22 protein-coding genes and 1 riboswitch are annotated in these 26,511 nt (G+C 61.9%); of the genes, 12 read left to right on the top strand and 10 right to left on the bottom strand.

Annotation, left to right across the window (positions count from 1 at the left end; translation table 11 throughout):
* The first annotated feature begins 5 nt into the window (after positions 1-5).
* Together IPV69_RS05405 and IPV69_RS05400 are read left to right on the top strand one after the other, a co-directional pair.
* Positions 6-716 carry an SDR family oxidoreductase gene (locus tag IPV69_RS05405; RefSeq protein WP_206293895.1) on the top strand — a complete coding sequence of 237 codons (711 nt, stop codon included), beginning with the start codon at positions 6-8 and terminating at the stop codon, positions 714-716.
* A gap of 179 nt (positions 717-895) precedes the next feature.
* On the top strand, positions 896-1,597 hold the full coding sequence (locus tag IPV69_RS05400; protein WP_206293894.1) for a DUF1559 family PulG-like putative transporter: 702 nt from the start codon (positions 896-898) through the stop codon (positions 1,595-1,597).
* A gap of 38 nt (positions 1,598-1,635) precedes the next feature.
* Here IPV69_RS05400 and IPV69_RS05395 read toward each other — a convergent pair whose 3' ends face one another.
* Positions 1,636-2,511, bottom strand: a complete 876-nt coding sequence (locus IPV69_RS05395; protein ID WP_206293893.1) for an ankyrin repeat domain-containing protein — start codon at positions 2,509-2,511, stop codon at positions 1,636-1,638.
* A 218-nt stretch (positions 2,512-2,729) separates the two neighbouring features.
* Between IPV69_RS05395 and IPV69_RS05390 the strand changes: the two genes are divergently transcribed.
* A complete protein-coding gene (locus tag IPV69_RS05390) occupies positions 2,730-3,572 on the top strand; it encodes an IS5 family transposase (RefSeq protein WP_206295638.1) in 843 nt (280 codons plus the stop codon).
* 281 nt (positions 3,573-3,853) lie between these two features.
* Here IPV69_RS05390 and IPV69_RS05385 read toward each other — a convergent pair whose 3' ends face one another.
* The 4 genes from IPV69_RS05385 to IPV69_RS05370 form a co-directional block, all read right to left on the bottom strand.
* Entirely contained in the window at positions 3,854-5,314 is a 1,461-nt protein-coding gene (locus IPV69_RS05385; RefSeq protein ID WP_206293892.1) for a sulfatase, read from the bottom strand.
* Positions 5,315-5,393: 79 nt separating this feature from the next.
* A complete protein-coding gene (locus IPV69_RS05380) occupies positions 5,394-6,881 on the bottom strand; it encodes a sulfatase (protein WP_206293891.1) in 1,488 nt (495 codons plus the stop codon).
* Positions 6,882-6,956: 75 nt separating this feature from the next.
* The gene (locus IPV69_RS05375) at positions 6,957-7,814 is read right to left on the bottom strand and encodes an SGNH/GDSL hydrolase family protein (protein ID WP_206293890.1); all 858 of its coding nucleotides are present in this window, start codon (positions 7,812-7,814) and stop codon (positions 6,957-6,959) included.
* Positions 7,815-7,908: 94 nt separating this feature from the next.
* The gene (locus IPV69_RS05370; RefSeq protein ID WP_206293889.1) at positions 7,909-8,796 is read right to left on the bottom strand and encodes a S1 family peptidase; all 888 of its coding nucleotides are present in this window, start codon (positions 8,794-8,796) and stop codon (positions 7,909-7,911) included.
* A gap of 164 nt (positions 8,797-8,960) precedes the next feature.
* Between IPV69_RS05370 and lpdA the strand changes: the two genes are divergently transcribed.
* Together lpdA and IPV69_RS05360 are read left to right on the top strand one after the other, a co-directional pair.
* The gene (lpdA, locus tag IPV69_RS05365; RefSeq protein WP_206293888.1) at positions 8,961-10,382 is read left to right on the top strand and encodes a dihydrolipoyl dehydrogenase; all 1,422 of its coding nucleotides are present in this window, start codon (positions 8,961-8,963) and stop codon (positions 10,380-10,382) included.
* A gap of 320 nt (positions 10,383-10,702) precedes the next feature.
* Positions 10,703-11,515 (top strand): type II secretion system protein, encoded by an 813-nt coding sequence (locus IPV69_RS05360; RefSeq protein ID WP_206293887.1) that lies wholly within the window; start codon positions 10,703-10,705, stop codon positions 11,513-11,515.
* A 78-nt stretch (positions 11,516-11,593) separates the two neighbouring features.
* On the opposite strand, the gene IPV69_RS05355 is transcribed toward IPV69_RS05360, so the two are convergent.
* Positions 11,594-12,592 (bottom strand): hypothetical protein, encoded by a 999-nt coding sequence (locus IPV69_RS05355; RefSeq protein WP_206293886.1) that lies wholly within the window; start codon positions 12,590-12,592, stop codon positions 11,594-11,596.
* Between the two features lie 179 nt (positions 12,593-12,771).
* On the opposite strand from IPV69_RS05355, the gene priA reads away from it, so the two are divergent.
* Complete coding sequence (priA, locus tag IPV69_RS05350) at positions 12,772-15,372, top strand: replication restart helicase PriA (protein WP_206293885.1); 2,601 nt, start codon at positions 12,772-12,774, stop codon at positions 15,370-15,372.
* A gap of 21 nt (positions 15,373-15,393) precedes the next feature.
* Here the strand turns inward: priA and IPV69_RS05345 are convergent, their stop codons facing one another.
* Complete coding sequence (locus IPV69_RS05345) at positions 15,394-15,831, bottom strand: hypothetical protein (protein ID WP_206293884.1); 438 nt, start codon at positions 15,829-15,831, stop codon at positions 15,394-15,396.
* Positions 15,832-15,967: 136 nt separating this feature from the next.
* Between IPV69_RS05345 and IPV69_RS05340 the strand changes: the two genes are divergently transcribed.
* Complete coding sequence (locus tag IPV69_RS05340; RefSeq protein WP_390884397.1) at positions 15,968-16,651, top strand: SOS response-associated peptidase; 684 nt, start codon at positions 15,968-15,970, stop codon at positions 16,649-16,651.
* A gap of 38 nt (positions 16,652-16,689) precedes the next feature.
* Here the strand turns inward: IPV69_RS05340 and IPV69_RS05335 are convergent, their stop codons facing one another.
* Positions 16,690-17,856 carry an inorganic phosphate transporter gene (locus IPV69_RS05335; protein WP_206293882.1) on the bottom strand — a complete coding sequence of 389 codons (1,167 nt, stop codon included), beginning with the start codon at positions 17,854-17,856 and terminating at the stop codon, positions 16,690-16,692.
* A gap of 115 nt (positions 17,857-17,971) precedes the next feature.
* A complete protein-coding gene (locus IPV69_RS05330; RefSeq protein ID WP_206293881.1) occupies positions 17,972-18,595 on the bottom strand; it encodes a DUF47 domain-containing protein in 624 nt (207 codons plus the stop codon).
* A 183-nt stretch (positions 18,596-18,778) separates the two neighbouring features.
* A riboswitch (TPP riboswitch) is annotated at positions 18,779-18,897 on the top strand.
* A 222-nt stretch (positions 18,898-19,119) separates the two neighbouring features.
* Between IPV69_RS05330 and thiC the strand changes: the two genes are divergently transcribed.
* The 5 genes from thiC to IPV69_RS05305 all read left to right on the top strand — a co-directional run bounded on the left by thiC (position 19,120) and on the right by IPV69_RS05305 (position 25,573).
* Complete coding sequence (gene thiC, locus IPV69_RS05325) at positions 19,120-20,916, top strand: phosphomethylpyrimidine synthase (RefSeq protein ID WP_206293880.1); 1,797 nt, start codon at positions 19,120-19,122, stop codon at positions 20,914-20,916.
* A 29-nt stretch (positions 20,917-20,945) separates the two neighbouring features.
* Entirely contained in the window at positions 20,946-22,256 is a 1,311-nt protein-coding gene (locus IPV69_RS05320; protein WP_206293879.1) for a right-handed parallel beta-helix repeat-containing protein, read from the top strand.
* A 682-nt stretch (positions 22,257-22,938) separates the two neighbouring features.
* Positions 22,939-23,808 (top strand): acyl-CoA desaturase, encoded by an 870-nt coding sequence (locus IPV69_RS05315; RefSeq protein ID WP_206293878.1) that lies wholly within the window; start codon positions 22,939-22,941, stop codon positions 23,806-23,808.
* A 148-nt stretch (positions 23,809-23,956) separates the two neighbouring features.
* The gene (locus IPV69_RS05310) at positions 23,957-25,153 is read left to right on the top strand and encodes a sialidase family protein (RefSeq protein ID WP_206293877.1); all 1,197 of its coding nucleotides are present in this window, start codon (positions 23,957-23,959) and stop codon (positions 25,151-25,153) included.
* 21 nt (positions 25,154-25,174) lie between these two features.
* The gene (locus tag IPV69_RS05305; protein WP_206293876.1) at positions 25,175-25,573 is read left to right on the top strand and encodes a hypothetical protein; all 399 of its coding nucleotides are present in this window, start codon (positions 25,175-25,177) and stop codon (positions 25,571-25,573) included.
* A gap of 2 nt (positions 25,574-25,575) precedes the next feature.
* Here the strand turns inward: IPV69_RS05305 and IPV69_RS05300 are convergent, their stop codons facing one another.
* Complete coding sequence (locus tag IPV69_RS05300; RefSeq protein WP_206293875.1) at positions 25,576-26,478, bottom strand: alpha/beta hydrolase; 903 nt, start codon at positions 26,476-26,478, stop codon at positions 25,576-25,578.
* Positions 26,479-26,511 lie beyond the last annotated feature (33 nt).

Below are 26,511 nucleotides of genomic sequence, written 5' to 3'. Positions count from 1 at the left end.
CTATCGTGGCAAAAACAGCAATCATCACCGGATCGGGCAGCGGCGTCGGCCGTGCCGTCGCACTTCGCATGGCAGCCGAGGGATGGACCGTCGCCCTTGTCGGCCGGACCGCAAAAGGCCTGGAGGAAACCAGGCAACTCGCCGGCACCAACGCCAGCAATCTACACGTGTTTTCCTGCGATATCGCAGATCCCGTGGCGGCCGAGAAGACTGTCGCGGCGGCGGTAAACAAGCTGGGCGGCGTGACCGCGCTGGTGAACTGCGCGGGCACCAATATTCCCCGGCGCTCACTCGAAGTGCTCAACGCCGGCGATTACCAGTCCGTCATCGCGGCCAACCTCAACGGCACGGTTTACTTCGTGCTGGGCGTACTGCCGGCGATGCGGAAGGCAGGATCGGGAACGATCGTCAACATCGTTTCAGACGCCGGCATGTTCGCCAATGCCAAAGCCGGCGCCGCATACGTGGCGAGCAAGTTTGGCGTCTCCGGACTGACACAGTCGATCAACGCCGAGGAACGCCAACACGGCATTCGCGCCTGTGCGATCTATCCGGGCGACATCGCCACACCGCTACTGGACAAGCGACCGGTGCCTCCCCCAATGGAAGCCCGCGCCAAGATGATTCAGCCGGAAGATATGGCCGACTGCGTGATGCTCTGTGTGAACCTGCCGGATAGGGCGGTCGTGGAGCAGATGCTGGTCCGACCCCGCTGAACGTCAGGGCAAGACAGCAAAATGAACCTTAGGAGGTCTTCGCCAAGGCCGAAAGACGTGGGGGTTGCCGATCGGAATCCGGCCGTCGACGGGACCGCGCCGGCATGCGGATTGGTATCTGATATCACTATCGAAGCGCCACGCTCGATGCTACAATCCTGCCTTCACTTCGGAGGCGTATGCGAAATCAAGCGAAGCGAGGCGGGCGGCGGCCGGGGTTCACGCTCGTCGAGTTGCTCGTCGTCATCGGCATTATTGCGCTGCTGATCAGCATTCTGCTGCCTTCGCTCTCGCGTGCGCGTGAGGCCGGAAATCGAACCAAGTGCCTCAGCAATCTGCGTCAGCTGGGCATGGCGTTCACGATGTATTGCAACGACAACAAGCAGCAGTACCCGCGTCCCGCCGGCGGCGTGGCGGGGGGTCTGCCCGAGGATTGGGTACATTGGGAAGCGGCGCGGAAACTGGAAGATAGTCGTATCGCGCCCTACATCAGCCGCCCGATGAACCCGGAGGTTCTACGTTGTCCGAGCGACACCCTGGAGTCTCACAAAACCGCCTACAAGTACAGCTACAGTGTGAACTTCAACATCTGCCGGATTAGCGGTAACAAGACGCTTAAAACCACGCAGGTGCGTAGCCCCTCCGACAAGATCCTCATCGTCGAAGAAAGTTCGGAAACCGTCGATGACGGATGCTGGGCCTGGCAGGCAGAGCTCGGCAGAGGGAAGAACGTCATTTCCGCGCGTCACGACCGGCAGTACGAAGACTCCACCGACTTCACGAAGGGAAGAGCCAACGTAGCGTTTTGTGACGGCCACGCGGAGTTTATCTCCCGTTCCGACTCATTCGACGCGCGATACTGGGACCCGCTCAAGAACTAACCGCCGCCCCTGGAGCAGACGGGGAAGCCACCATCGCATCATTCGGCGATGGAGGTCCACGTCGGTGAGGATGTCGGTTCCGCCCAGCGATGGAAATCGGGCACTTTATGGCCCGTAAGCGATCGGATCATCACGAGGTTTCCGGATCGCGTCGCCATGTTGAGCGGCGTGAGGCCATCAAGGTTAGCCCTCTCGGCGTCGGCACCCGCCGCCAAAAGAACGGCGACCGACCGTTCCGACTCGGCGGCTACCGCGTCGTGCAGCGGCGTGTTACCCGCCATATCCACATCGGACACACTCAGTCCCAGTGCGACCAGTAGCCGCACGGACTGTCCTTCTCCGCCACCCGCCGCGTACCACAGGGCGTTCCGGCCCCGGCTGTCGCGGGCCGTAAAGTCGGCACCCTTGTCGATCAGCAGCGCCACAGCTCCAAGACGGTCGTGCAACGCGGCAAGCATCAGCGGCGACTGCCCCATGGAACTTTTGGCATCAACATCGACACCAGCATGCAGCAACTGGCGGACGCATTCGTCAGACGTGATAAGTCCACCAGCAGCAGCGTGCAATGCGGTAGCACCAGTCCGATTCTCTCGACGGGGATCAGCACCCTTGGACAAAAGCAGTTTCACCACGGGTGAATTGCCAAACGAGCACGCAACCATCAGCGGTGTATTCCCGGATCGATCAACCGAATTAACGTCGGCACCCAATTCGATGAGGCGTTCCACCGCCTTGGTATCCCCTTCGGCGACGCGCTGGTGAAAGTCGAAATCGCTGGACAATACACGAAACGCAAGACCGAAATGCCAGCAGATCAACACGGCCCCCAAAGCGACGATTGCCGTAAGTGAGGCCCAGGGAACCGCGGGCGGATCAGCAGCGATCGTCGCGCGCTGCCTCTGCCGGGACTCCATTCCCGAGGATGTCATTCCGTGAGCGGCACCACATCGTGCCGTTCCGTAATCTCGATGAACCATCTATGCATCCTGACCTGTCGCGGTGTAGTCCCAATGAGGCCGAGGTGAGGGTTCTGTTGCGGCACCTAGGCTCTGTCTAATGGATGCCAAGTTCGGCGCTCGTTAGGAATTGCGCTTTCTATTATTGCATGCCATGCTGCCTCCACACGGAGGTTCTGATGGCTCGCTACGAAATCACGGACGATCAATGGGCCCTTCTCAAGGACCTGTTTCCCAGGCAGGCTCGCGGCGGCAAGTGGCTCAATCATCGCACCGTCCTCAACGGCATGCTCTGGATTCTCCGCTCGGGCGCTCCTTGGCGTGACCTGCCCGAACGCTACGGCAAGTTCGGAACGGTCAACCAACGCTTCAACCGCTGGCGTCGCGACGGCACCTTCGACAAGATCCTCAAGGCCCTTCAGATCCGACTGGACAAGGCCGGCAAGATCGACTGGGACCTGTGGCTGGTCGACGGCACGAACATCCGCGCCGGCCGGGCCGCGGCCGGTGCTCGCAAAAAAAAGCACCCGCTCGACACCCTCGAACCCGACGACCACCATTTGGGCCGCAGCCGCGGCGGATGGGGATCGAAACTCCACCTGGTTACTGACGGCAAGGGCCTTATCCTCGGAGCCACCCTCACGGCCGGTCAGACGCACGAATCGACGCAACTCCACAACCTGATCCACAGTGTCCGCAGACCTCGTCGGATCGGCTGGCCCGATCAACTGGCAGGCGACAAGGGATACAGCTACGAATCAACTCGCGAGTTCCTCAAAGACTGCGGCATCGAGCCGGTCATCCCGCGAAAGAGCAACCAGAAACGCCCCATAGGCGAACGTTTCGACAAGAAAACCTACCGGAAACGATCCCGCATCGAGCAGGCCGTGGGCTGGTTGAAAGAGTGCCGGAGACTGGCCACCCGGTACGAAAAGCTCGGACTAAGCTTCCTTGGCTTCGTAAAACTCGGAATCATGCTGAAATACTTGAGGATTCTGGGTCCATTAGACAGAGCCTAGCCCCAAACTACGATCAAGAATTAGCAACGCTCGTGCCACGTCCGAGGACATGCCAGCATCAACCTGCGGACACCACTCCAACGGTTTGGAATCGCCGTAATCGTGATCAGTGTTTAGAATTGGATTTGACCGAACGGAGTGTCCGACGGCCGGCAAAGTGCCTGCGAGAGGAACGCCAGGCACCGAAAACGACAGCCTGCACATCAAATGTGCAGGCTGTCTTGATTTGGCGAGTTCTCGCGGAAGGAGGAACATGCCGATCGGCACGGCGTAACCCTGAGCTAATTCGTCGGCGGCAACAAAGCTTTCAGCTTTGCCACGACGGCTGCGTACTTTGGGTCGGCGGCGAGATTCTTCATCTCGGCCGGGTCCGCAGCATGGTCGTAGAGCTCCGCACCGGACGCACCCCATTGCGTGTATCGGTATTGCTCGGTTCGAACCGAGTACCCCATGACTCGCTTGCTTTCGGCCTTGGCATTGTTGCGGCCCGCGCCACCGCCGCGTGTCACCTGGGTGATGGCGGGCTTGTCCCATGCCGCGGCGGGGTCTTTTACAAGCGGCCTAAGGCTGGTGCCGTCGGTCTTGGGCGCAGCAACACCCGCCAAGTCCGCCAGAGTCGCATGTAAATCGACCAGCTCGACCGGACGCGTCGATACGGCACCTTTCGCGCCGCCGGGTGCGGCGATGATCATCGGTACCCGCGCGGACAGCTCAAAGAGGCACATCTTCTGCCATTGAGCATGCTCGCCGAGCTGATAGCCGTGATCACTGATGAACACGACGATCGTGTTATCCGTCAACTTCAACTCGTCCAGCTTGTCGAGCACCCGGCCCGCCTGGGCATCCATGAAGCTGGTGGACGCATAGTACGCCTGCACCGCTTCACGCTTTTGGGCCTCGGTCATGTGTTCCTGATCGGGCTTCAGGTTCAGCGCGATCTTTGGCACGGTATCGCGCCAGCCCGCGGGCTCGACCCATACCGGCACCTTGTCCTGCGGATAGAAGCCGAAGTAGGGAACCTTCGGGGCGACATAAGGCGTGTGCGGCCGGAAGAAGCCGATCGCGAGGAAGAATGGCTTATCCCCCGCGGCGGCAAGCAACTCGATTGCTTTGTCGGCGATCTTGCCATCGGTGTGTTCTCCGTCGCTGCCTTCCGACGCCAGCCAACTCAACGTGCCGCCAGTCTGGTTTAGCTCGTTCTTGTCTTTGACGATGGTCTTTTTCTCCATGGGGTCGTATTCGGTGCGAAGGACCTTGTCCTTGTCCTCCTTCACATCCCTGCCGGCGGGATTGAACCGACGGTTCCAGGTCGGTTCGTCGTCGAGACCATCGGTGCCGATCTGTGCCGGAACACCGTAGTGATAGAGCTTGCCTACGCGGGCGACATCGTAACCGGCCTTCTGAAACGTCTGGCCGACACTCTGTGCGTCGGGAATGTTTTTCCGGAACTGGGTGGCGTTCTCGTAGACCTTCAGTGTGTCGGGGCGGAGGCCAGTCAGGAACGATGCACGGCTCGGGTTGCAAAGCGGGAATTGGCAATACGCATTGGCAAACCGCACGCCGCGGGCGGCGAGCTTGTCGAGGTTCGGCGACTTCATCAGCGGATCGCCATAGCAGCCGAGGCGCGCACCCAGGTCATCAGAGACGATCAGCAATACATTGGGCTTCTTCGCCGGCGGCGTTTCGGCGTGAAGCAGGGAAGGGATGAGCAGCAGGGCTATGACGGGGATGAAGCGGTACATGGTTCCTCCTTCGAAATGTTCTCAACTCAGCGGAAAAACATTGGAGGACGGACAAGTATGTCTGTCCTCCACGCGACCTCTACTCCTCCAACGCCTTCGGATTGATCACTTTCCCCTCCCAGATCCACTCTCCGTTTTCCCCCTTGGTCAGCACACGGCTGGCGCTACCGGGGGCGGCGGGAACATCGACCTTCGGCAGCCACTTGCGATGATCTTCAACCACTGTCGATAGCCGGGGGTCTTTCGCCAGGTTCTTCCACTCGTTCGGGTCGTTCTGCATGTCGTAGAGTTCTTCCGACCCGTCGGCATAGCGGATGTAGCGGTAATGCTCGCTACGAACCGTGTGGTTTCCCTGATTGTGCGTGGTGATCGCCGGGCGATCCCGCGTCGCCGACGCGTCCTTCAATTGCGGCACAAGGCTCACGCCTTCCAGGCCGTCGACCTTCTTCACGCCAGTCAGCTCGACCAGCGTCGGATAGATGTCCAGTAATTCCGCCGGCCGCTTGCAGGTTTGACCGGCGGTGATTCCCGGTCCGGCGAACACAAGGGGCACACGCGTACTACGCTCCCACAATGTGTTCTTGCCGGTAATCCCCTTCTCCCCCAGATGCCAGCCGTGATCGCCCCAGATGACAATGATCGTGTTGTCGAGTTGGCCGGTCTCCTTCAGCGTGTCGACGACCCGCCCGATCTGGCTGTCCATGAACGTTGTGCATGCGAGGTACGCGCGGACGAGTGATTTCCACTCGCCGGCCTTAACCAGCGCGCTCAGCCGCGGCTCGGGAAGCGACCAGTGCAGATACCATGCGAACGCCGGCACATCGGCCCGGTCGTTCGCCAACACCGGCGGCATCTGGAGCGACGCCTCAGGGTACATGTCAAACCACTTCTGCGACGCGAAACAGGGAACGTGTGGAAGCCGAAATCCGCAGGCGACGAAGAACGGCTTCTCCTTCGGCGTACGCTTGAGCGCATCGATTGCTGCGTCGGCGATCTTCCAATCCGCCTGCTCCTTGTCGTCGTCGGGGAAGACGCCCCAATCCATGAGCGGATGATTGCCGGCACCAGCCTTGACGATCTTCTCCTTCGGCTTGGGCATGGCCGGCGCGGGGCCCACTTCGTCAAACTCCGGCGCGTTCTTGTCCTTGGGTGCCTTGCGCATCGCGCCGTCGTGGTAGATCTTGCCGCAGGAGTAGGTCCAGTACCCGCCGGCCATGAGCGCCTGCGGAAGCGAGACGCGGTCCTTGGTCGCCGCCACCGCACGCGGTCCTGGCAACAGCCCGTGGACGCCGGTCGTGCTCGGTCGCAAGCCGAACATCAGGCTCGTCCGCGACGGGTTACACAGCGGCGCCTGGCAGTGTGCGTTCGCGAAATTGGTTCCCCGTGCCGCGACGGCGTCGAGGTTCGGCGTCTTCGCCTGCGGATGCCCCTTCAGGCAACCGACCCAGTCGTTCTGGTCGTCGATCGCGATAAACAGGATGTTGGGTCTGGCAGGCTTGTCGGCAGCCCAGACAGGGCAACCAGCGAGCAAAAGAAGTAACGCGAGAAGGGTGCGGCGGTTGAGCATGGCGGCTATGGAACGTTCGAGTGGTGAAAGATATTACCGCCGCTTCTTGAAGGTCTGCCTTGCGGACTTTTGGCCTTACGGTCGCGAAGACGGTCCCGCATTGCTTGCCGCTCTGGTCCGCAGTGCGGACCTCACGACGGCTGCAAGCTCCCCGTTTAGCGCTTCGTAGCCCTGTGGGCTGAGGTGCAGGGTGTCCTTGCCAAAGCCTTCGCGCAATTTGCCGTTCGTCTGCAACAGCGACCACGAATCCAGGAGAACCACCCGATCGGCCGGCCAGTGCCTGTCCGCCACCCACCTGCGCAGCTCGCCGTTGACCTCAATGATCGCCCGCTCGATTTCCGGCGACCAAACCCACCGGCGGTCCAACGTCACATCTCCGGTCGGGAAGATGGTCGTCAGGACCACGACGCTTTTCCCGGCCATGCTTTGATCGACGATGTGCCGAAGGTTGGCCTTGCAGTCGGCGACGATCTTGTCGCGCCGGTGCGGGAAGAGGGGGATCGCCTTCAGGTCATTGATGCCGGCTTGAATCACCAGCACATCGGGCGCTTCGTCACTGGCCAGAAGGTCAAAGCGTCCCTTCACCTGCTCGGTCGTCTGCCCGCCGATGCCGCGGTTGACGAACCGACAGCCCGGCACAGTAGGGACAGGCCACTGTCGCGCCCGGGAATCGCCCAGGAACATGACGGCCGGCAGCTTCTTCGCGGCGGCATCGGATGGGACATCAGGGGGAAAATTCGCGGTGACGAGCCCGAGCGGATCGAGCTGCGTCGCGGAGAGCTCGCGATAGGTGCGATCAAACTGGCGGAAGAGGACGTAGTTGCTGGCAATCGATACAAGCAGGATGAGCAATGTTGACCCAATGATGACGACCTTGGTAGCGCGTCGCCACCCCGAGCCCTTCCGCGGTAGCGTTTCAATGGATTCGGTCATGGAGGAATCCCCCTTGTCGGCCCTGTCAGCTCCGCTTCTGGTCTGCCTACTGAGTTGTTGACCTGCCAAACAGTTGCGGTCCGCGATACGAAGGCTACTTGGCCGCCGGCGCGTTCTTCACCAACCCCAGAATCGCGTCCGCCGGCACGCAATCTTTGAACACCATCTGCAGGTTCTGAAGTTCGCCGTCTTTCCCCTGGTTGTAGTAGACGCTGTTCGTGCTTGATACCAGGCCGACCACTTCGCCGGCGGTGTTCAGGACCGGGCCGCCGCTGCTGCCCTTGGCGTAGTCCGCCGTGATCTGCATGAAGACCGGGCCGTTGCCGTCCTTGCCGCGGCGGAAATAGCGCGACACAACACCCTTGGTGATGCTGAAGAACCGCCCGTCGGGATGGCTCATCACGACGACGTCCGTCAGCGGGGTGCTGCCGGCGCGGACCGGGGCGGCGGGAAGGTCCCTGGCACCGCCGAGTTTCACCAGCGCCACGTCGCGCACCGCATCGGCCGCCAGCACTTCAACCACCGGATACACCTTGCCGTCGTATGTCATTGCGACAAACGCGAACGCCTCCTTGTTGGCCATCACGTGGTAGTTCGTCGCGACGATGCCGTCGGCAGAAATGATCACACCGCTGGCGGCGTTGGCGTGCGTGTGCTCGCACTTGTTGCACTTGTAGAGGCTCGAGAAGACCACGGTGGACCTGGCGGCGGCGTCATAAAGCTTGTCACCCGGAAGCACGCCGGTCGAAGGTTTGGCCAGGCGAACATCGGCGTCGCGTCGCGTCAGCTGCGCCGCAAGATCCTTCGCCTCCGTCGTTTTGCTGTCGGCCTTGAGCTTATCACCCTCCACCGTCAGGCGGGCTCGCACCTGGTTGTCAGCCCACTGTGGCAACGCCGGTCCGTCGGCAAAGACCGCGGTCGCGAGATGTGTCAGGGCAAGAGCCGACAACAGCAACGTGGGTAGCCGGGGGAGACGAAGCATGGCGACGGGTCCTTTCGATGGGAATTGGCGTGTGAGCAGTATACCGTTACAAGAGACGATGCAGAAGATTGACGCATCGAGTTGCAGGCCCTAACGCCTATCCTGTTCGTGCCGGCGTGATGACCTACCCCTCGAAGCCTCCGATCCCTACAATTCCGCGTCCTATGACCCAAGCCTCCGATCCCGTCGCTTCCAACAGTTACGATCTCGTCGTCATCGGTGCCGGCCCCGGCGGATACGTTGCCGCGATCCGCGCCGCGCAGCTCGGCATGAAGGTCGCCTGCGTCGACAAGGGCTGGTGGGGCGGCACCTGCCTGAACGTCGGCTGCATCCCTTCCAAGGCGATGCTCGACTCGTCCAACCGCTACTACGAAGCCAAGACCAAGCTCGCCGGGCACGGCATCAACATCGGCAACCTGTCACTCGACCTGCCGAAGCTGCTGGCGCGCAAGGATCAGGTCGTCAAAGGCATGACGGGCGGCATCACCTACCTGTTTAAGAAGAACAAGGTTGACCCGTACACCGGCACCGGCCGCATCGCCGCGAAGGACACGGTTGAGGTCAAAGCCGCCGACGGCAAGACCACGACGCTCAAGACCAAAAAGATCCTGATCGCGACGGGATCTATCCCGACCGAGCTTCCGGGCCTGCCGTTCGACGGCAAGTTCGTCGTGACATCGACCGAAGCGCTCGACTTCAAAGAAGTGCCCAAGAAGCTCATCGTGGTCGGCGGCGGGTACATCGGCGTCGAAATGGGCTCGGTCTGGGCCCGGCTCGGCTCCGAAGTGGTCGTCCTCGAGTTCACCCCCGGCATCCTGCCGCTGATGGACCAGGAACTTGCCGGCCGGCTGCAGGTTTTGCTCGAAAAGCAGGGACTGAAGTTCAAGTTCGGCGCCGGCGCACAGAAGGCCGAGATCAAAGGCGACAAAGTACACGTCACCTACAAGGTCGGCGACAAGATCGAGACCGAGATCGCTGACAAGTGCCTCGTCTGCACCGGCCGTAAGCCGATCGTCGCCGGGCTGGGACTGGATGCGGTCGGTGTTGAGCTCGACCAGCGCGGCTTCGTGAAGGTGGACGCCCACTACAAGACGAATGTTGATGGCATCTACGCCATCGGCGACGTCATCGGCGGGCTGATGCTCGCCCACAAGGCCGAAGAGGAAGGCGTCGCCGCCGCCGAGCTGATGGTCGGCAAAGCCGGTCACGTCAACTACAAGACGGTGCCCGGCGTCGTCTATACGCACCCGGAGCTGGCACAGGTCGGCCTGACCGAAGCCGAGGCGAAGAAGGCGGGAATGGAAGTGAACGTCGGCAAATTCCCCATGACTGCCAACGGCCGGGCCAAGTCCATCGACGATGCCGACGGCTGGGTGAAGATCGTCGCCGACGCCAAGACCGACCGCATTGTCGGCGTGCAGATCCTCGCCGGGCACGCCAGCGACATGATCGCCGAATGCGTGGTGGCCATGGAACTAGCGGCGAGCAGCGAAGACCTGGCGCGATCCTTCCACGCCCACCCGACGCTCAGCGAAGCCGTCAAGGAAGCCGCAATGGCAGTCGATAAGCGAGCGATCCACGTGTAGGCGGCGAGGCATATTTGGGTCGTCCATCTGAACGGTTGCGCCGCCGTTTGCTTACACATGTTTGCCACCTGTGGTGGCTTGCCCGTTCGCCATTTATTGAGCTTCCCGAGTTTTTCGCCGGGGTCTGAAAGTCTACGCTCGGGTACAATGGGACAAGCCGGTCACATCCAGGCGTGATTTTACCAGCCGACGGGACAGCAGTTCCGCTCGATGGAGAATGGCAATCCCGGAGCTGTTTCACCGACGGGTTCGTCGGTCCGGGCCATTTTGCGGGGTGGGGACGACGGATTCTGACAGGCCGCAATTCTCTGGAGGCTTCGGTGTCTGCCAACCCTTCCACCCGCCGTTCTGGTTTTACATTGGTCGAGTTGCTCGTGGTCATCGGAATCATTGCGCTGCTGATCTCCATTCTGCTCCCATCGCTGGCCGCCGCTCGTCAACAGGCGCAGACGATCAAGTGCCTCGCGAATCTGCAGCAGTTGGGGAACTGCGCGATGATGTACAGCAATTCGAACAAGAACGCTTTGCTGCCATGCGATATCGCCAATGCCGCCGGCACCGTTCGATATGAATCATGGGCTTCGCTGATGGTTCACTATGGCGATCTGAGCTACCCGGACTACCGAAGTTCGACATCGCCCCTGGCACAGGACACCGCACTCAAGTGCCCGGCCGGCACGATGGACATCGCCAGCAATGCCTACAACACCAGTCGCAAGGACGGGCAGGCGGACGCGGCCGAAGTTTGTGTGTCCGCCTGGGGCAATCCGGGCTTGGCGGTCTGGTCGTGGTACGCCCCCAATGGGACGAGCGGAAACGATGCCGGGATCCCCATGTGTCGTGTTCCGAGCACCCTTTTCCCGTACGGCCGCAAGCGCAACCAGATCCGCAACGCGTCGGACGTCGTGTTCCTGTTCGACGGCGTCGGCGCCGTCAACGTGCAGTCTTACCCCAATCGTGTGAGTGCTCGGCACAACAACAAGACGACAACGAACCTCCTGATGTTTGACGGTCACGCCATCTCGATCAAGACGGCCGAGATTCCCGGAGGCGGCGATGTCGCTCCAAGCAATGCGTTCGCCAAGGCGAATCTGGTAGGCAAGCCGGCACCGTTCTGGCGGCTGGATCAGTAGCGGCGGACGTACGATCACACCAGATGTGCGATCACAGCGGCACCTGGAGTCCGCCCACTGCGTCTTGAAACATTCAGGTTAGACCCCAGGGCTTTGGGCGGGCGGTTGCCTCTTGGACTTCTGCCAGGCGTGTGCTGCATAACCCCAGGTAACGACTTCCCAGTCGTGCGTTGTCATTGCCAACCCGATGAGTGATCCCACGACGCCCGCCGTGGCGTAGTCCAGGGGGAGCGGGCGAGCGAGGGCGGCGAAGGTGCCGGTCAGGCGGCCGGTCTCGATGGCAAGCTGAGCGCCGTCGCCGAACCCGTTCACGACGAACCCGAGGAACCCCACCAGAATCGGGGCCGCCCAGATCCATTGGTTGGGCGATCGGCTGTCATGGAAGTAGCGGGTGAGACCCGCCGCGAGCATGGACGCAGTCAGTACGCCGAAAAACGCCTGTCCTTTGTCCGACGTGGGAACCAACAGGATGACACCGAGGATGGTAAACGCGGCCTGCGTCAGCACGACTTGAATCGCTTCGCCGGTGGGTTTCAGGGAGTAGGGCCGTTCGGAATTCGCCTCCGGCGATCGGAACAGGCGGTAGACCATCAACCAGATACCAGCGAGCGCAACGCCATAGATCAGGCACTCGATCGCGAGGATGAAGAACACGCCGGTGCCGTTGCTCGACGTTGATGAAGCCAGGAACGCGTGGTAACCCGCACCGCCTCGGAATGACCACGCACTGAGCCCCGCCAGCGCTGCAAGTGGACCGGCGAGCAGCCAGAACCGCCGTGCGACGATTCCCACCACGAACGCGACGGCAAACATCAGTACAACCGCCGCGATAATCGATAGCACTGCCGACCCGCCTGGCTGGCGCAGCAGGCTGGCATTGAAGCCGCGGTATCGCGGGATGGACAACAAGTCGCCGGCCCACCAGAAGACGCCAAACGCCGCCGCGATGCAGGCGAACATCACCCACTGGGTTGCGGTCCGCTGCTGCGGGGGCGCATCGGTTGCCGGTGGAGACGTAGTTTCGGCGGTCGGTGCAGAAACCGTCTCGGCAGGAGCATCTGATGGGGCTGGGGGCATAAGCGTGGGTACCGTCCGTCGACTCGGAATGCGAACATCTCGACGGTAACCGAAACAGAGATTCGGTCCAAGCAGACAGATGTCGGCGAATGGCCGCCTGGACGAAATGGTTGCTCGGCGGACCGCCGTCGTGAAAACCGCCTGGCAAGTGCGTATAATGTTAGGACTGCCGGTGACACATGGATGGATCGACCTCCGACACTCCCAATCTCTTCGGCGTCTTCGATCAGCCGGCACAACTTCCGGCACGGGCTCTGCCTACAGCCGCGGAGGGCCCTTTCGCGGCAGTTGCGATCGAAAAGAGTGTCGACCGCGCCCTCGACTATGCGATCCCGAAAACGCTCGTCGGCAGCGTGGTCGTGGGCCAGCGCGTCCGCGTACCGCTGGGACGCGGAAACAAACCCAATTTCGGCTACGTCACCGCGATCAAGCCGACGACCGACTATCGCGACCCGTCCAAGATCAAGCCGCTGCTGGGGATCGATGACAAACGTGTGCTCATCCCGCCCACGCTGATGGAATTGGCCTGCTGGATGAGCCGGTATTACATCGCCCCGCTGGGCTTGGTGCTGGAATGCATTATCCCCTCGGCGGTCAAGAAGCGGACCGGGGTGGGGTACATCACGTTCGTTCAACTGGCCAAGCCGCGTGAAGAAGTGCAGGCGTTTTTGGAGAAGGCCAAGGCACCCAAACGCCGGGCCGTGCTGGCAAGGCTGCTGCAACTGGAGCCGGGACATTCGGTCGAACTCCTTCGGTTGGCCAAGGAAGCGGGCGTTAAGCCCAACACCGTCCGCAAGCTTGCCGGTCTGGGTTGGATTTCGCTTAAAGCCGAGGTCGATCTGCCGGGAATGACTGCCGACACGCTTGTGGTGCCGGCGACGGAAGTATCTATCGCGCTCAACGAGGACCAGCAGAAGGTCTTCGATGACATACTCCCCAGGCTGTCGCCACCGGCGGGGGTGGACGGGTCTACACAGCCGTCCCCTTCGGCCGGGTTTTCGGTGAACCTGCTGATGGGCGTCACCGGCAGCGGCAAGACGGAGGTCTACCTGCAATGCATCGAGCGGGTATTGGCGCAGGGTCGTCAGGCGATCGTGCTCGTTCCCGAAATAGCACTGACGCCGCAGACGGCCCGACGGTTTGTCGCGCGGTTCGGCAAGGTCGCCATCCTCCACAGCGGCCTGAGCGCCGGAACGCGGCACAAGTACTGGCAGCAGATCGCCACCGGCCAGGCGCAGGTCATCGTGGGAGCGCGGTCGGCGATTTTCGCTCCGGTGCCGAACCTGGGGATGATCGTCGTCGATGAGGAGCACGAATCGAGCTACAAGCAGGACCAGTTGCCCCGGTACCACGGCCGCGACGTCGCGGTAAAACGGGCGCAACTCGAAAAGGTGCCGATCCTGCTCGGAAGCGCGACGCCTTCATTGGAGATGTATGAGCGCGTCCGGCGTGAAGCGACGGCCGGGAATGCGGAGAATCACCACGGAGGCACGGAGGCACGGAGGGCAACCCGTAATTCCGCCGACCATTCGCAACGCCACGATCTAAAACAGATTGATCAGAGCCGAGTCGCCGCAGGGGCAAAGTCGTCATCCGTCGAGTTGCCCTCCGTGCCTCCGTGCCTCCGTGGTGATTCTTCGTCTTCGAACTACCACCTCCTCTCCCTCCCGCGCCGGGTTCGCGGACTTTCGCTTCCTCACGTCGAGGTCATCGACATGAAGCAGGAAATGAGGATGCGTCGCGGCGTGAACCTGTTCAGCCAGCGGCTGGAGTACATGCTGACGAACACGGTCGCCCAGGGGCACCAGGCGATCCTGCTGCTGAACCGGCGCGGGTACTCGAACTATGTGCACTGCCCCAGTTGCCAGCACGTCGTCACCTGCAAGTACTGCGACAAGACGATGACGTATCACCGCTCGACGGGTGAACACACGCTGAGCGCGAAGATAATGGCGTCGGCACACGCCGGGCAGTTGCACTGCCACTACTGCCTGGCGGTCAACACGCTACCCACGCAGTGCCCTGAATGCGGCAAGCTGCTGAGCCTGTTCGGGCTTGGTACGCAGCGGGTGGAAGAAGAGATGCAGCGGAAGTTCCCCGACATCAAGTTCGCCCGCGTGGACAGCGACACCATGCGCTCGGCAAAAGACTATGAAGAACTACTGGGCAAGTTCGGCCGCAAAGAGATCCAGGTGATGCTCGGCACCCAGATGATCGCCAAGGGGCTCGACTATCCGAACGTCACGCTCGTCGGCGTGATCAGCGGCGACACGGCGCTGGCTCTGCCCGATTTCCGCGCCGCCGAGCGGACCTTCCAGCTCATCACCCAGGTCGCCGGCCGGGCAGGACGCGGCGATCTGCCCGGTCGTGTCATTCTGCAAACGTTTCTGCCCGACGATCCGACGATCCAGGCTGCGATCAAGCAGGATTATGTGGGATTTGCCGAGCGGGAACTGATCAGCCGAAAGGAAGTGGGCCTGCCGCCGTTCGCAAGAATGGCGCGGATCGTGCTGCGGGACGAGGAGGCCGACAAGGTGCAGCAGACCGCCGAGGAACTGGCCGGCGAACTGGCGATCGCTGCCGCGGGAACCAACGTGCAGATCAAGGGGCCGATGCCTTGCGCGGTCGGGCGAATCGCCGGTTACTTCCGACACCAGATCGTATTGCAGAGCCCGGCGGCCACTCCGCTGCAGCGAGTTCTCGCCTCGGTACGGGCGCGAGGCCTGCTGAACAAGTCCGAGCGCATTGCGGTGGACGTCAACCCGGTGTCGTTGCTTTGATGGCCCGATCGTTCGGTGCGGTCATCGAGGAAGCGGATCGTACTGTATGCGCTCCCAGACGATCAGGTAGGGGGCTTCCTTGTCGTTTTCCAATAGGCCGTAGACCTCTACGAATTGCTTTTCGGTAACGCGACAAACGAATGACACTTCCCCGTCCAGCTTCTGGCCGGCGTTCGGACCTGCCATGATCCGACGATTGGTGAAGGTGAAAACCGAAACCTTGCCCGATTGCTCCACCTTGAAGTCTGACGCGTGGGCGTAGATCAGGGTTTCATTCTTGTCGTAGGCCGTAACCACCGTCTTGTTCTCGGTGTGCTCCTTGACGAGCTTGACCCGGCCGCTGGGGGTCATCTGGTACCGTACCCATCGGCCCTGAACCAATTCCGCCGGCGTCTTGGGCGCTTCTGCAAGCGTTACGCCGGGTGCGAGATAGGTCAGTACGAGTGTTAAGATGAGCATCCTTGCGATGCCATGGGTTACTGGAAACACAAGACCTCCAATCGGACGCTATGGAAGATAAAGCGGTCGCAAACCTGCACCCAGTGGCGGACGGGCCAAGCCTTCTGGTTACGGGATGGCTAAGCTATCGGCGAACATGTGCGGCCGCTATACGCTCTCCAAGCTCGAACAGATCCTCAGGCAGTTTCCCGGCATCACGGCGTTGCCGCCGGAGCTTGCCCCGCGATTTAACATCGCCCCGACGCAGCCGATCCTGGCGATTACCAACGAGCATCCGAACGAGGTGACGCATCTGTACTGGGGACTGGTGCCGTCGTGGGCGAAGGACGTCTCGATCGGCAGCAAGATGATCAACGCCCGCGCCGAAACCGTCGCCGAGAAGGCGACCTACCGTCGCCCGCTTTCGCGAAGGCGCTGTCTCATTCTGGCCGACGGGTTCTACGAATGGCGGAAGAACCCGGACAAGACCAAGACGCCAATGTATATCCGCCTCAAGTCTGGAAACCTGTTTGCGTTCGCCGGGCTGTGGGAGATGTGGAGTTCCAGCGACGGCTCGGAGTTGCCGTCTGGAACAGTCATCACCACACGCCCGAACGCGCTGATGGCCGACATCCACGACCGCATGCCCGTGATCCTGCCGCCGTCGGCGTACAAGAAATGGCTGACGCCCGAGGAGCGGTCGGCGGAAGAGTTCACCGGACTGCTCGAGCCCTATCCGGCGGATGACATGGAGGCGTACCCGGTATCGAGCCGGGTGGGGTCGGTGAAGAACAACGACAGGCGACTGATCGATCCTGTGGAGCGGGACACCCTGTTTTAGGATCGTCGCGATACAGGCGTACCCCGCCGCGCGGTCACCTACCTGAACCACGCCTCTAAAGTCAGATGGATGACGAAGTACGTGACGGCTGCAATGAATGCCGAGCAGGGGATCGTCAGAACCCAGGCCAGGATGATGCGCTGGCCCCAGATCCAGCGAACCGACCGCACGCCCTTGGTGGTCCCGACACCGAGGATCGAGCCGGTGATGGCGTGTGTGGTACTGATGGGGATGCCCATGCGCGTCGCGAGGATGATCGTGGTGGCGGCGGCAGTTTCGGCACAGAAGCCGCCGATGGGCTGAAGCTTGGTAATGCCCGAGCCCATCGTCTTGACGATGCGCCATCCGCCAAACATCGTGCCCAGCGCGATCGCGGCGTGGCACGACAGGATCACCCACCACGCCACCGAATGCTGGTGGTGGACCAGGTTCAACAAGCTGTGGGCCCATCCGGTTTCGCCGGCGAGCGACCGCAGCCATGCAAAACCGTTCTCTACGAAGTTGTGCGGGTCGGGCGCGCCCCAGTTGGACAGACCCGCGGCCGACAGCAGCAGAATGATGATGCCCATCGTCTTCTGGGCGTCGTTGCCGCCATGACCCAGGCTGTAGATCGCAGCCGAAACCAGCTGAAGCCTGCGGAAGGCGGTATCGACCTTATGGGGGTGGGCGCGGCGGAAGGTCCAGGCCAGCACGATCATCAGGAATCCGCCCAACAGCATGCCAATGAGCGGAGACAAGACGATAAACAGCAGGAGCAGCCCCCACTTGGAGCCGATGACAATCGCCCCGAAACCGCCCTTGGCGATTGCCGCTCCGGCAGCAGCACTGACCAGCGCATGCGATGAGCTTGTCGGCAGCGCCAGCCACCAGGTAATGATGTTCCAGACGATGGCCCCCGTCAGTCCGGCAAGTACGACGTACACATCCAGAAATTGAGGGGCGCTATGAATCAGTCCACTGCCGATCGTTCCGGCGACGGTCGTACCGAAAAGAAACGCCGCGATGAAATTGAAGAACGCCGCCCACGCGACGGCTTGCGTCGGCGAAAGGACGCGCGTGGAAACGATCGTTGCAATCGAGTTTGCCGCGTCGTGGAAGCCGTTTAGAAAGTCGAAGATCAGCGCAACGAAAATGATAAAGATGATCAAACCGATGAACGCCGGCGTCGGTTGCGTGGCAGAGGCTGCGATTAGGGAAACAGTCATGGCAGATTTCAGAGGGCGTCAGGGGCGCTGTGCGGCAGGTCAGAGCAATCGATCGGCCCGGCCGCAAGACATCTTGTGAATCATGGTGCAGGGCGGCGCGATCGATCTGCGGTCCTCAGCCGTTCTTGAGAAGGATCCGCTCCAGTGTGTTCCCGGCGTCTTCGCAGTTGTCGATCGCGTCTTCGACGAGATCAAACAGCTCTTTCCACTTGATCACTTCCAACGGTGCGGTAGAGCCATCAAAGAGCCGGCTCAGTGCCGCATGGTGGTTGTCGTCGGCGATACTCTCCTGATGGTGGAGTTCGATCAGCGAGGCAGACAGGTCCGACAGCTTTCGCGATTTGCGCAGCTTGTGAACGGCGACCGACAGAACGTTGGTCGCCTCGACCAGCACATGCGCCTGCTTGAGGAACTGCGGGTCCATCGCGTGGATGTGGAACAGAGGGAACCGCTTGGCCAGGGCGTCGACGTCATCGATGATGTCGTCGAGATTGCCGATCAGGGCATGGATGTCTTCACGGTCGAATGGGGTAATGAACGTGGTATCGAGCCGGTCGAGGGCCTTGTGGGCCAACTGGTCGGCGGCGTGCTCTTCGTCGCGGATCTTCTGGAGCGCGATCTCGTAGGCAGGATAGGACTTGGCAAACTCCAGCAAGTGCTCGGCCGATTTGATCGCCAGCAGCGCCATTCCCTCAAAAAGGTCAAAAAAGACAGTGTCCCTGGGCAGAAGATTGAACATTGCGGTCCCGGTCGTTTCGTTAAGAATCCGTAAGCATTGCGCTAAGGCGGCGGATTGTAGAGGCCGGCTCAATCGCCGCAAGTTCGGGCGCGTCTGCCGTCAATTCGCCCACCCCAATTCGACGCAACCGACGGAAACACCAACGCTTGGTTGCGTGCGGCTGTGCACCGGCCTACACTTTCATTCGATCGCTAGGGGTGGTGCCCCTGCGACGCAAGTAGCGTTGCAAAAGGTACCTGAGAGCAGACCCTTGGAACCTGATCCGGCTAACGACCGGCGTAGGGAAGCGAAACCGGCTTGTCGTCCGCCTTCGCGGTGATTTCTTTCGCGGAATCGCCTGGTCTGCTCCTCTCCCCAATAGTTGCACAGCGGTCCAGTTCACCCCAGATCACGGGTGCTGGTTGGCATGGGCAAACAGGCTTTGCCCTTAAGCGTCGACTTCGACGACTACGGGCATGCGTATATGCCCACGCCACAAGTAGCCGTGATTCGACGGAATGAAGCACACTCTGAAGGAGCAGTACATGTCGCAAGCCACCGAATCCGCCCCTGTCGTTGACCGTTCGTGGACCCTGCCGCCGCTCGGTGACAACCCCTCGACGGAAAAGCAGGGAACGACGCCGGGTTCGTTCGCGCAGCGCGGTGCAATCGGAAAGCCGCTGACCTACGCCAGCCCCGATACGCCGGGCATGCCACAGCCGAGCGATAAGACGGCGTGGGATTTCCTGCCGGAGGGTTGGACCCGCACCGGTGAAGAATCCGCCGAGCCGCCGGCGGGGTTCGAGCCCATCACCCAGCTTGAGTTCGCCCGCGTCGGTGTTGTGACGCCGGAGATGAAGCGAGTGGCATTGCGTGAACCCCACCTGACCCCGGAACAGATCCGCCGGGAAGTCGCCGCCGGCCGCATGGTCATCCCGGCCAACCGCAACCACCTGAAGCACAACCTCGACCCCATGGCGATCGGCCGGGCGTCGCTGACGAAGATCAACGCCAACATGGGCGCGTCACCGATCTCGTCCGGCACCGACGAAGAAGTCGAGAAGCTGAAATGGGCCGAGAAGTGGGGAGCCGATACGGTGATGGACTTGTCCACCGGCGGCGATCTAGACGCCTGCCGAGCGGCGATCATCGAGAACAGCACCGTACCCATCGGCACGGTTCCGATCTACTCGATGATCATCGGCCGCAAGATCGAAGACCTCAACGAACAGATCGTCCTGGAGACCCTCGAGCACCAGGCCCGGCAGGGCGTCGACTACTTCACGATTCACGCCGGCGTGCTGCGCGAGCACCTTCCGCTCGTGCGCAAGCGCCTCATCGGCATCGTCAGCCGTGGCGGCAGCTTGCTTGCCAAGTGGATGATCACCCACCACAAGCAGAACCTGATGTACACGATGTGGGAGCAGATCTGCGACGTCATGCGCGAGCACGATGTCACGTTCAGCATCGGCGACGGCCTTCGCCCCGGCGGTCTGGCCGACGCGACCGACGCCGCCCAGCTCGGCGAACTGGCCACCATCGGCGAACTGACCGAGCGGGCCTGGCGCAAGGGCGTGCAGGTGATGGTCGAAGGGCCGGGCCACGTGCCGTTCGACCAGATCGAGTTCAACATGAAGCTCCAACGGCGGCTCTGCCATGGCGCGCCGTTCTACGTCCTCGGACCGCTGGTGACCGACATCTTCCCCGGCTACGACCACATCACGAGCTGCATCGGCGCCACCGCCGCCGGCTACCACGGCGCGAGCATGCTTTGTTACGTGACGCCGAAGGAACACCTCGGCCTGCCGAAAAAGGACGACGTGAAGCAGGGCTGCGTGGCCTACAAGATCGCCGCCCATGCCGCCGACGTCGCCCTGGGCATCCCCGGCACGCGTGACCGCGACGACGAGCTGACCAAGGCCCGCGCCGCGCTCAACTGGCAGAAACACTTCGACCTCAGTTTCGACCCCGAACTGGCCCGCGCCTACCACGACGAAGATTTGGAAGTCGACACCGACTTCTGCGCCATGTGCGGCCACGACTGGTGCAGCGTCCGCATCAGCAAGGAAATCACCGAGTTCTTCAGCGGCAAGGACGAGCAGAGCCAGCCCGCCAAAAAGGCGATCGCCAGCCCCGGCGTCACCGAAGGCGGAGCGGATATCCTCAAAGCCCGCGGCAACCTGAGCGCCGAAGAGATCATGCGCCTCGCCCACAAGGGCAAGAAAGCAGCCTGTCACAGCGACACCCTGAAGGACGAAGAAGCAGCCAAGGGCGTGCAGAAGCTGGTGAAAATCAACACGCTCAAGGCGCACGGGATTGTGGTGAATGAGACGGGGCTGTGAGGTAACAGAGACGAACCGAGCGAAATCAAATGCGTTTCTGTATTGGGGTTCTACTCCTGCTCGCCTCGTCGGCCTCCGCCGCCGAGTTCTTCGTCGCCCCCGACGGGCACGATGACAACCCCGGGACCCTCGACAAACCCTTCGCCACCATCCAGCAATCGCAGAAAGCCGTCGCTCCCGGTGATACCGTCCACATTCGTGGCGGCACCTATGCGATGACCGAACAGCAGATCGCCCGCAAAGAGAAGATCTGGGCGTACGTCACCCATCTCGACAAGAGCGGCCTACCGGGCAAGCCGATTACGTACGCCGCTTACAAGGACGAGAAGCCGGTCTTCGACTACTCGGCGGTCAAGCCCCAAGGTATGCGGATCGACGCCTTCTACGTCCCGGCGTCCTGGATCCATCTCAAGGGGCTGGAAGTCGTCGGCGTTCAGGCGACCCTGAAGACGCACTCACAATCGATCGGCTTCGCCAACGATGGCAGCAACAACATCTACGAACGCCTCTCGATCCACGACGGGCAGGCGATCGGCATCTACAGCGTACGCGGCTCGAACAACCTCTTCCTCAACTGCGACGCCTACCGCAACTGGGACTACACCAGCGAAGACGGCAAAGGTGGCAATGTCGACGGCTTCGGCTGCCATCCGACCAAGGGGAGCACCGGCAACGTCTTCCGAGGCTGCCGTGCCTGGTTCAACAGCGACGACGGCTACGACTGCATCAGCGCCCACGAAGCGGTCACGTTCGAGAACTGCTGGGCGATGTACAACGGCTACTCGAGCGAGAGGAAGAGCCTCGCCGACGGCAACGGCTTCAAGGCCGGCGGGTTCGCCACCCTTCCCGCCGACCGACTGCCCAAGCCGATCCCGCGCCACACCGTCCGCTTCTGTCTCGCCGTCGGCAACAAGGCCAGCGGCTTTTATGCCAACCACCAGCCCGGCGGCGGCGACTGGTTCAACAATTCCGCCTATCGCAACGGCGCCAACTTCAACATGCTCTGTCGCCTGGCCGACAATCGAACCGACGTGGACGGTTACGGCCAGAAGCTGCGCAACAACGTCGGCTACAAAGGCCGCAGAGAGTTGACCAAGTTCGACGCCGCGAAATCCGACTCGGCGAACAACTCGTTCGATCTAAAACTGGTCCTGACGGACAAGGATTTTTCCGGTCTTAATGAGGAGCAACTCGTCCTGCCGCGAAACGCCGACGGAAGCCTGCCGCTGGTCGATTTCATGCGGCCCTCGGATGACAGCCAACTGATCGATAAGGGAGTAGCGAACGGCTTTCCATTCAAGGGGGCCGCGCCGGACCTGGGGGCCTTCGAGCGCAAATGAAGAACAGTTCGATATCCGGCAGAGAAAAGAGACGGAGTTCATCACAAGGACGCTGGCTCCAATACCAAGATGATGAAAGCTCCCTCTCGTTTCAGGATTGAACGCGACGGCGCTGAGAAGCCAAGAGTTGCACTGCCTTGGATCGCGACCTTGGCGTCTCTGAGTCTTGGCGTTCATCACGGCTGCGTCACCGCGAATTGCGACGTGAACGTTCAGGGTCGTTTCGCAAGGTGGGGCAGGCATTCCTGCCTGCCTCGCATGACCGAGTGCCGGGCATTCTTGCCCGGTTGAGGTCATGCGAAGCAGTGTGTGTCGGCGTCCGGCTGCGATCCCGCTCAGGCCGGCAGGAATGCCGGCATCGCGGGCTCGCGGCAGGCAAGAATGCCTGCCCCACCGGAAAGCAGGGCTGAACGGTTCCGCCGTGAACGCCGAACATCAGCCTTCATCAATTCGTAGCACTGGGGCGCGCCGCTTCTTTTTTGCGGCAAGTGCTGCGAGTATTCTCGCGTCCAACTGAACAAAGGGACCGCGCCGTTGATCCGGCTCGCCTGTTCGGGGTGTCACCTTAGCGCAAGGATGTTGAGTGGATTTGTGGACAACCGCAGGCCGTTGGATTCCGAGGCAAAAGACCGGTCAACAGACGGATGCCGAAGCGAACGAGCACCTCGACAGACCATCTCTGGTGATTGCCGTCACCATGTGGGTGACTGTTCTTCTTCCCTACATCGGATTGGCTGTTGCCGTCGGTTTTGCTTTCGCCGGCGGCATCGCCTGGATCGACATGCTCGTGATGGCCGTCTGTTACCTGGCGGTCGGGTTTGGCGTGACCATCGGCTATCACCGCCTGCTCACCCACCGCGCATTCACCACGCATCGCTGGGTTGAGGCGATCTTCTACATCCTCGGCTGCATGGCCGCACAGGGCCCGCCGGTCCGCTGGGCCGCGACGCACCGAAGACACCATCAGAACTCCGACGACCACGGCGACCCGCATTCGCCTAACCTGCACGGGAGTGGCCCGCTCGGCGTGCTCCGCGGGCTCTGGCACGCCCACACGGGCTGGCTCCTGCATCGAGATGCGCCGGACGTCGCCCGCTCCGTCAACGACCTCGTCGCGTCGCCGCTGGTCCGTTTCGTCGACCGCCTGTACGGCTTCTGGATTCTGCTCGGGATTCTCATTCCGTTCGCCGTCGGCTTGTACGTCAAAGGCACGTTTACCGGCGGGCTTGTCACCATGTTCTGGGGTGCGATTGTGCGTGTCGTCGTCATGCACCACGCCACCTGGAGCGTGAACTCAATTTGCCACCTTTTCGGCTATCGCACGTTCAAGTCCGGCGACATGAGCCGCAACAACCCTATCGTCGCCGCGTTGGCACTGGGCGAAGGATGGCACAACAACCACCACGCCTTCCCGACCAGCGCTCAGCACGGCTTGAAGAAGTATGAGATCGATCTGTCGTACCTCGTCATCCGGTTCATGGAGCGCGCCCGGCTCGTGTGGGACGTCCGCCGTCCGTCTGCGGCAGCACAGCAGGTGAAGGCACTATCCTAGGCCCTTCTGCCAAGGCGATGCTTCGGGGAGATCTGCCGGCAATCTTCGCGGCGGTCGACCGCGGCGTCGCGACGCCAGAGCATGCCGCGTTTGTTGCACGCCTTGGCGGGTAAGGGCACAGCGCCATCGTGTGCCCCACTGAGCCGTCATGTCGCTCGCCAGCGGTATGGCAACCGTTCGACCCGTGGCGTGTAACAACGACATGAACCTTCGAGTTGCATCGGGCGGGGCTGCATCGATCGTCCTGTTCGCAGTCATTTCCCTATCGGGTGTCTCTCGCGCGGCCGAGCCGCTTCCGGAATGGGCCGCCAAACAAACCGACGGCGGCCCCGTTCGCATTGCCGTCCCCGCGCCCAAGGACGCCAAGTTCGCCCATCTCGCCTGGCCGAAAGCCGTTCGCGCCGCCGACGGATCGATCGTGGTCGCCTATCTCGCGGGGGCGTATCACGGCGGCGGCGGATCGCCCGCCGTCAGCTATTCCTCCGATGGGGGCAAGACGTTCTCATCGCCGAACATCCTGCGGGAGTTCGGCCCCGGCAAAGACTTCGCCAACAGCGGCAACCTCGGCCTGGCCGTCGCCGACGACGGCGCGATCGTCCTGCTGGCGATGGCCCACACGGGAAACAAAGCCAACCACATCTTCGGCTGGCGATCGGCCGACCAGGGCCGAACCTGGCAGCCAGTCGAAACGCCCACCCTTGGACCCAACAAAACCGGCTCGGTCACGTCTATCGTCCGCGTCCCGGGCGCTGGACTGATGGCGACCGGCCACTACCGCAAGGGGAGCACACCGCACGAGCAAGGGATCTGGGTCGCGACATCCGTTGACAGCGGCAAGACATGGGGCGAACCCACCACTGTTAATGACGTCGACGGCGGGGAACCAGTCCTCGTTCATGCCCCCAAGGCCGCCCCGGGCGGCGGGAATCGGCTGCTCATTTTCATCCGCAGCCGAACGATCAGTGCCGCCCGACAGTACATCGCGGTCTCCGACGACATGGCCAAAACGTGGAAGACCGACGAATCGCAGATCGGCGTTGAAAAGAAGGGAACGCTCGCCCATCCGTTCGCGATGATGAACCCATCGAAAGACGGCGAACTGGTCATCCTGACCGCAGAGCGGCCTCAGCCCGGCCGCGTCTGGCTTTGGCGCGGCGATCCCAAGTCGCTGGAGTTCAAGCGGGAGCGCGTCGTACTGGAGTTCCCCAGCATCCCCGACGACAAGAACACCGACTACGGCTACACATGGATCGTGCCGACCGAGAAAGACCGCGGGCTGATGTTCTACTATCACGGTCAGACCAAGGGCCGCTCGGAGATATGGGTGGCCGAGGTCTCGTACTGATGACAGCGATTCGGAGCCGTTTTGCCAGAGTCCCACGACGAACCTGATCCACCCGCACCCGCCGTTGCATCTACGTCCGATGCCGAGCCGTCCGCGTCGCCATTGGTGCCGGCCGTGCCGTTCCTCAACTATTCCAGCCGACCACCACCGCCCTTGCAGGACACCGCGATGATGGATTTCGGTCACGCCATCGGCGCGATGGTGCTCTACTTCGCGATGGTCGGCGCAATGAAAGTCGCATCAATGCGATGGCGGTGGGACGTCGGCGGCATCTGCGGGACGTGGGTGGCGATCCTGATCCTCAACTTCGGCCTCGCCGGTTGGATGTACGGCGCATACGGTTGGCGCGGCGTCATGGTGGGCACCTTCATCGCCGCGGTCATCAGCCTGGTCGCCGCACCACTCGTGCTGGCCGGTTGACCTCAGCGTTCAATTGTGGGCTTGCGGAGGTGTTCCTTAAAGAACGCGTCGGCGATGTCTACGGTCTGGGCGCACCACGGGTCGCTCATCCAGAACGGGTGCGGCGCATCCTTCAGCGTGTGGACCGCCGTTGGGATGTGCAGAGCCTTCAGTTTTTCCATCATTTCCGCCCGGCCGACTTTGAGCGTGTCTTTCTCGCCTTCGATGAAAACGACCGGAGGGACGCCAACGCGAACGTGATGAATCGGCGAGGCGGCCCGGTAGAGGTCGGGCTTATCGGCACAAGTAGCGCCAAAGAACGCGACAGCGTTCTCGGCGGATTTCAATTCGTTCGCCGCGTGAAGGTCCTGGGTCGCCGCCATGACGATGCAGGCCTTGACAGCGCTGGACTGGTCCTTGTGGGGCCCGTCGCCTTCGAAGTCGGGCTTGCCGCCGGTCATCGCCAGCAGTCCGGACAAATGGCCGCCGGCAGAGCCACCCATCACGCCGATGCGGTCGGGGTCGATTTTCCATTCGGCGGCGCGGGCACGCAGGGTACGAACTGCACTTTTGCAGTCGTGCAGGGCGGCGGGGAACTTCGACGTCGTTGACAGTCGATACGCAATGATCGCCGTCACATAGCCGCGCTGGGCGAGGCGCTCCATCATCGGCTTGTCGGATTCGACCTGCCGATTCGCCCAACCTCCGCCGTGAATATCGAGGATGCAGGGATACTTGCCGGGCTTGTCGGGCACGTACACCGTCAGCTTCACGACATCTTCGGGGTAGGTCGCCACGACAGCTTCGATCATCTTGAAGCCGTCGGGCGTCTTCGGCTTCAGCTTGGCCCATTTCGGCTTGGCGTCCTGCGCGGTGGCGACCGTCGCCGACAGCAGAAGTGCCAGTATTGCGATCATTCGAGACATGAGACCTCCCGCTGCCTGTGATGGGTGCCGTTC

This window comes from Humisphaera borealis (assembly GCF_015169395.1).
GTDB lineage: Bacteria > Planctomycetota > Phycisphaerae > Tepidisphaerales > Tepidisphaeraceae > Humisphaera > Humisphaera borealis.
Note: the sequence above shows the minus strand (reverse complement) of the source record. Positions and strands in the feature narration are given on the sequence as shown.

Coding starts and splice junctions, on each gene's coding strand:
- IPV69_RS05400 (WP_206293894.1), top strand. CDS start 896: ATGCGAAATCAAGCGAAGCGAGGCGGGCGGCGGCCGGGGTTCACGCTC.
- IPV69_RS05395 (WP_206293893.1), bottom strand. CDS start 2,511: ATGGAGTCCCGGCAGAGGCAGCGCGCGACGATCGCTGCTGATCCGCCC.
- IPV69_RS05385 (WP_206293892.1), bottom strand. CDS start 5,314: ATGTACCGCTTCATCCCCGTCATAGCCCTGCTGCTCATCCCTTCCCTG.
- IPV69_RS05380 (WP_206293891.1), bottom strand. CDS start 6,881: ATGCTCAACCGCCGCACCCTTCTCGCGTTACTTCTTTTGCTCGCTGGT.
- IPV69_RS05375 (WP_206293890.1), bottom strand. CDS start 7,814: ATGACCGAATCCATTGAAACGCTACCGCGGAAGGGCTCGGGGTGGCGA.
- IPV69_RS05370 (WP_206293889.1), bottom strand. CDS start 8,796: ATGCTTCGTCTCCCCCGGCTACCCACGTTGCTGTTGTCGGCTCTTGCC.
- lpdA (WP_206293888.1), top strand. CDS start 8,961: ATGACCCAAGCCTCCGATCCCGTCGCTTCCAACAGTTACGATCTCGTC.
- IPV69_RS05355 (WP_206293886.1), bottom strand. CDS start 12,592: ATGCCCCCAGCCCCATCAGATGCTCCTGCCGAGACGGTTTCTGCACCG.
- priA (WP_206293885.1), top strand. CDS start 12,772: ATGGATGGATCGACCTCCGACACTCCCAATCTCTTCGGCGTCTTCGAT.
- IPV69_RS05345 (WP_206293884.1), bottom strand. CDS start 15,831: ATGCTCATCTTAACACTCGTACTGACCTATCTCGCACCCGGCGTAACG.
- IPV69_RS05340 (WP_390884397.1), top strand. CDS start 15,968: ATGTGCGGCCGCTATACGCTCTCCAAGCTCGAACAGATCCTCAGGCAG.
- IPV69_RS05335 (WP_206293882.1), bottom strand. CDS start 17,856: ATGACTGTTTCCCTAATCGCAGCCTCTGCCACGCAACCGACGCCGGCG.
- IPV69_RS05330 (WP_206293881.1), bottom strand. CDS start 18,595: ATGTTCAATCTTCTGCCCAGGGACACTGTCTTTTTTGACCTTTTTGAG.
- thiC (WP_206293880.1), top strand. CDS start 19,120: ATGTCGCAAGCCACCGAATCCGCCCCTGTCGTTGACCGTTCGTGGACC.
- IPV69_RS05320 (WP_206293879.1), top strand. CDS start 20,946: ATGCGTTTCTGTATTGGGGTTCTACTCCTGCTCGCCTCGTCGGCCTCC.
- IPV69_RS05310 (WP_206293877.1), top strand. CDS start 23,957: ATGTCGCTCGCCAGCGGTATGGCAACCGTTCGACCCGTGGCGTGTAAC.
- IPV69_RS05300 (WP_206293875.1), bottom strand. CDS start 26,478: ATGTCTCGAATGATCGCAATACTGGCACTTCTGCTGTCGGCGACGGTC.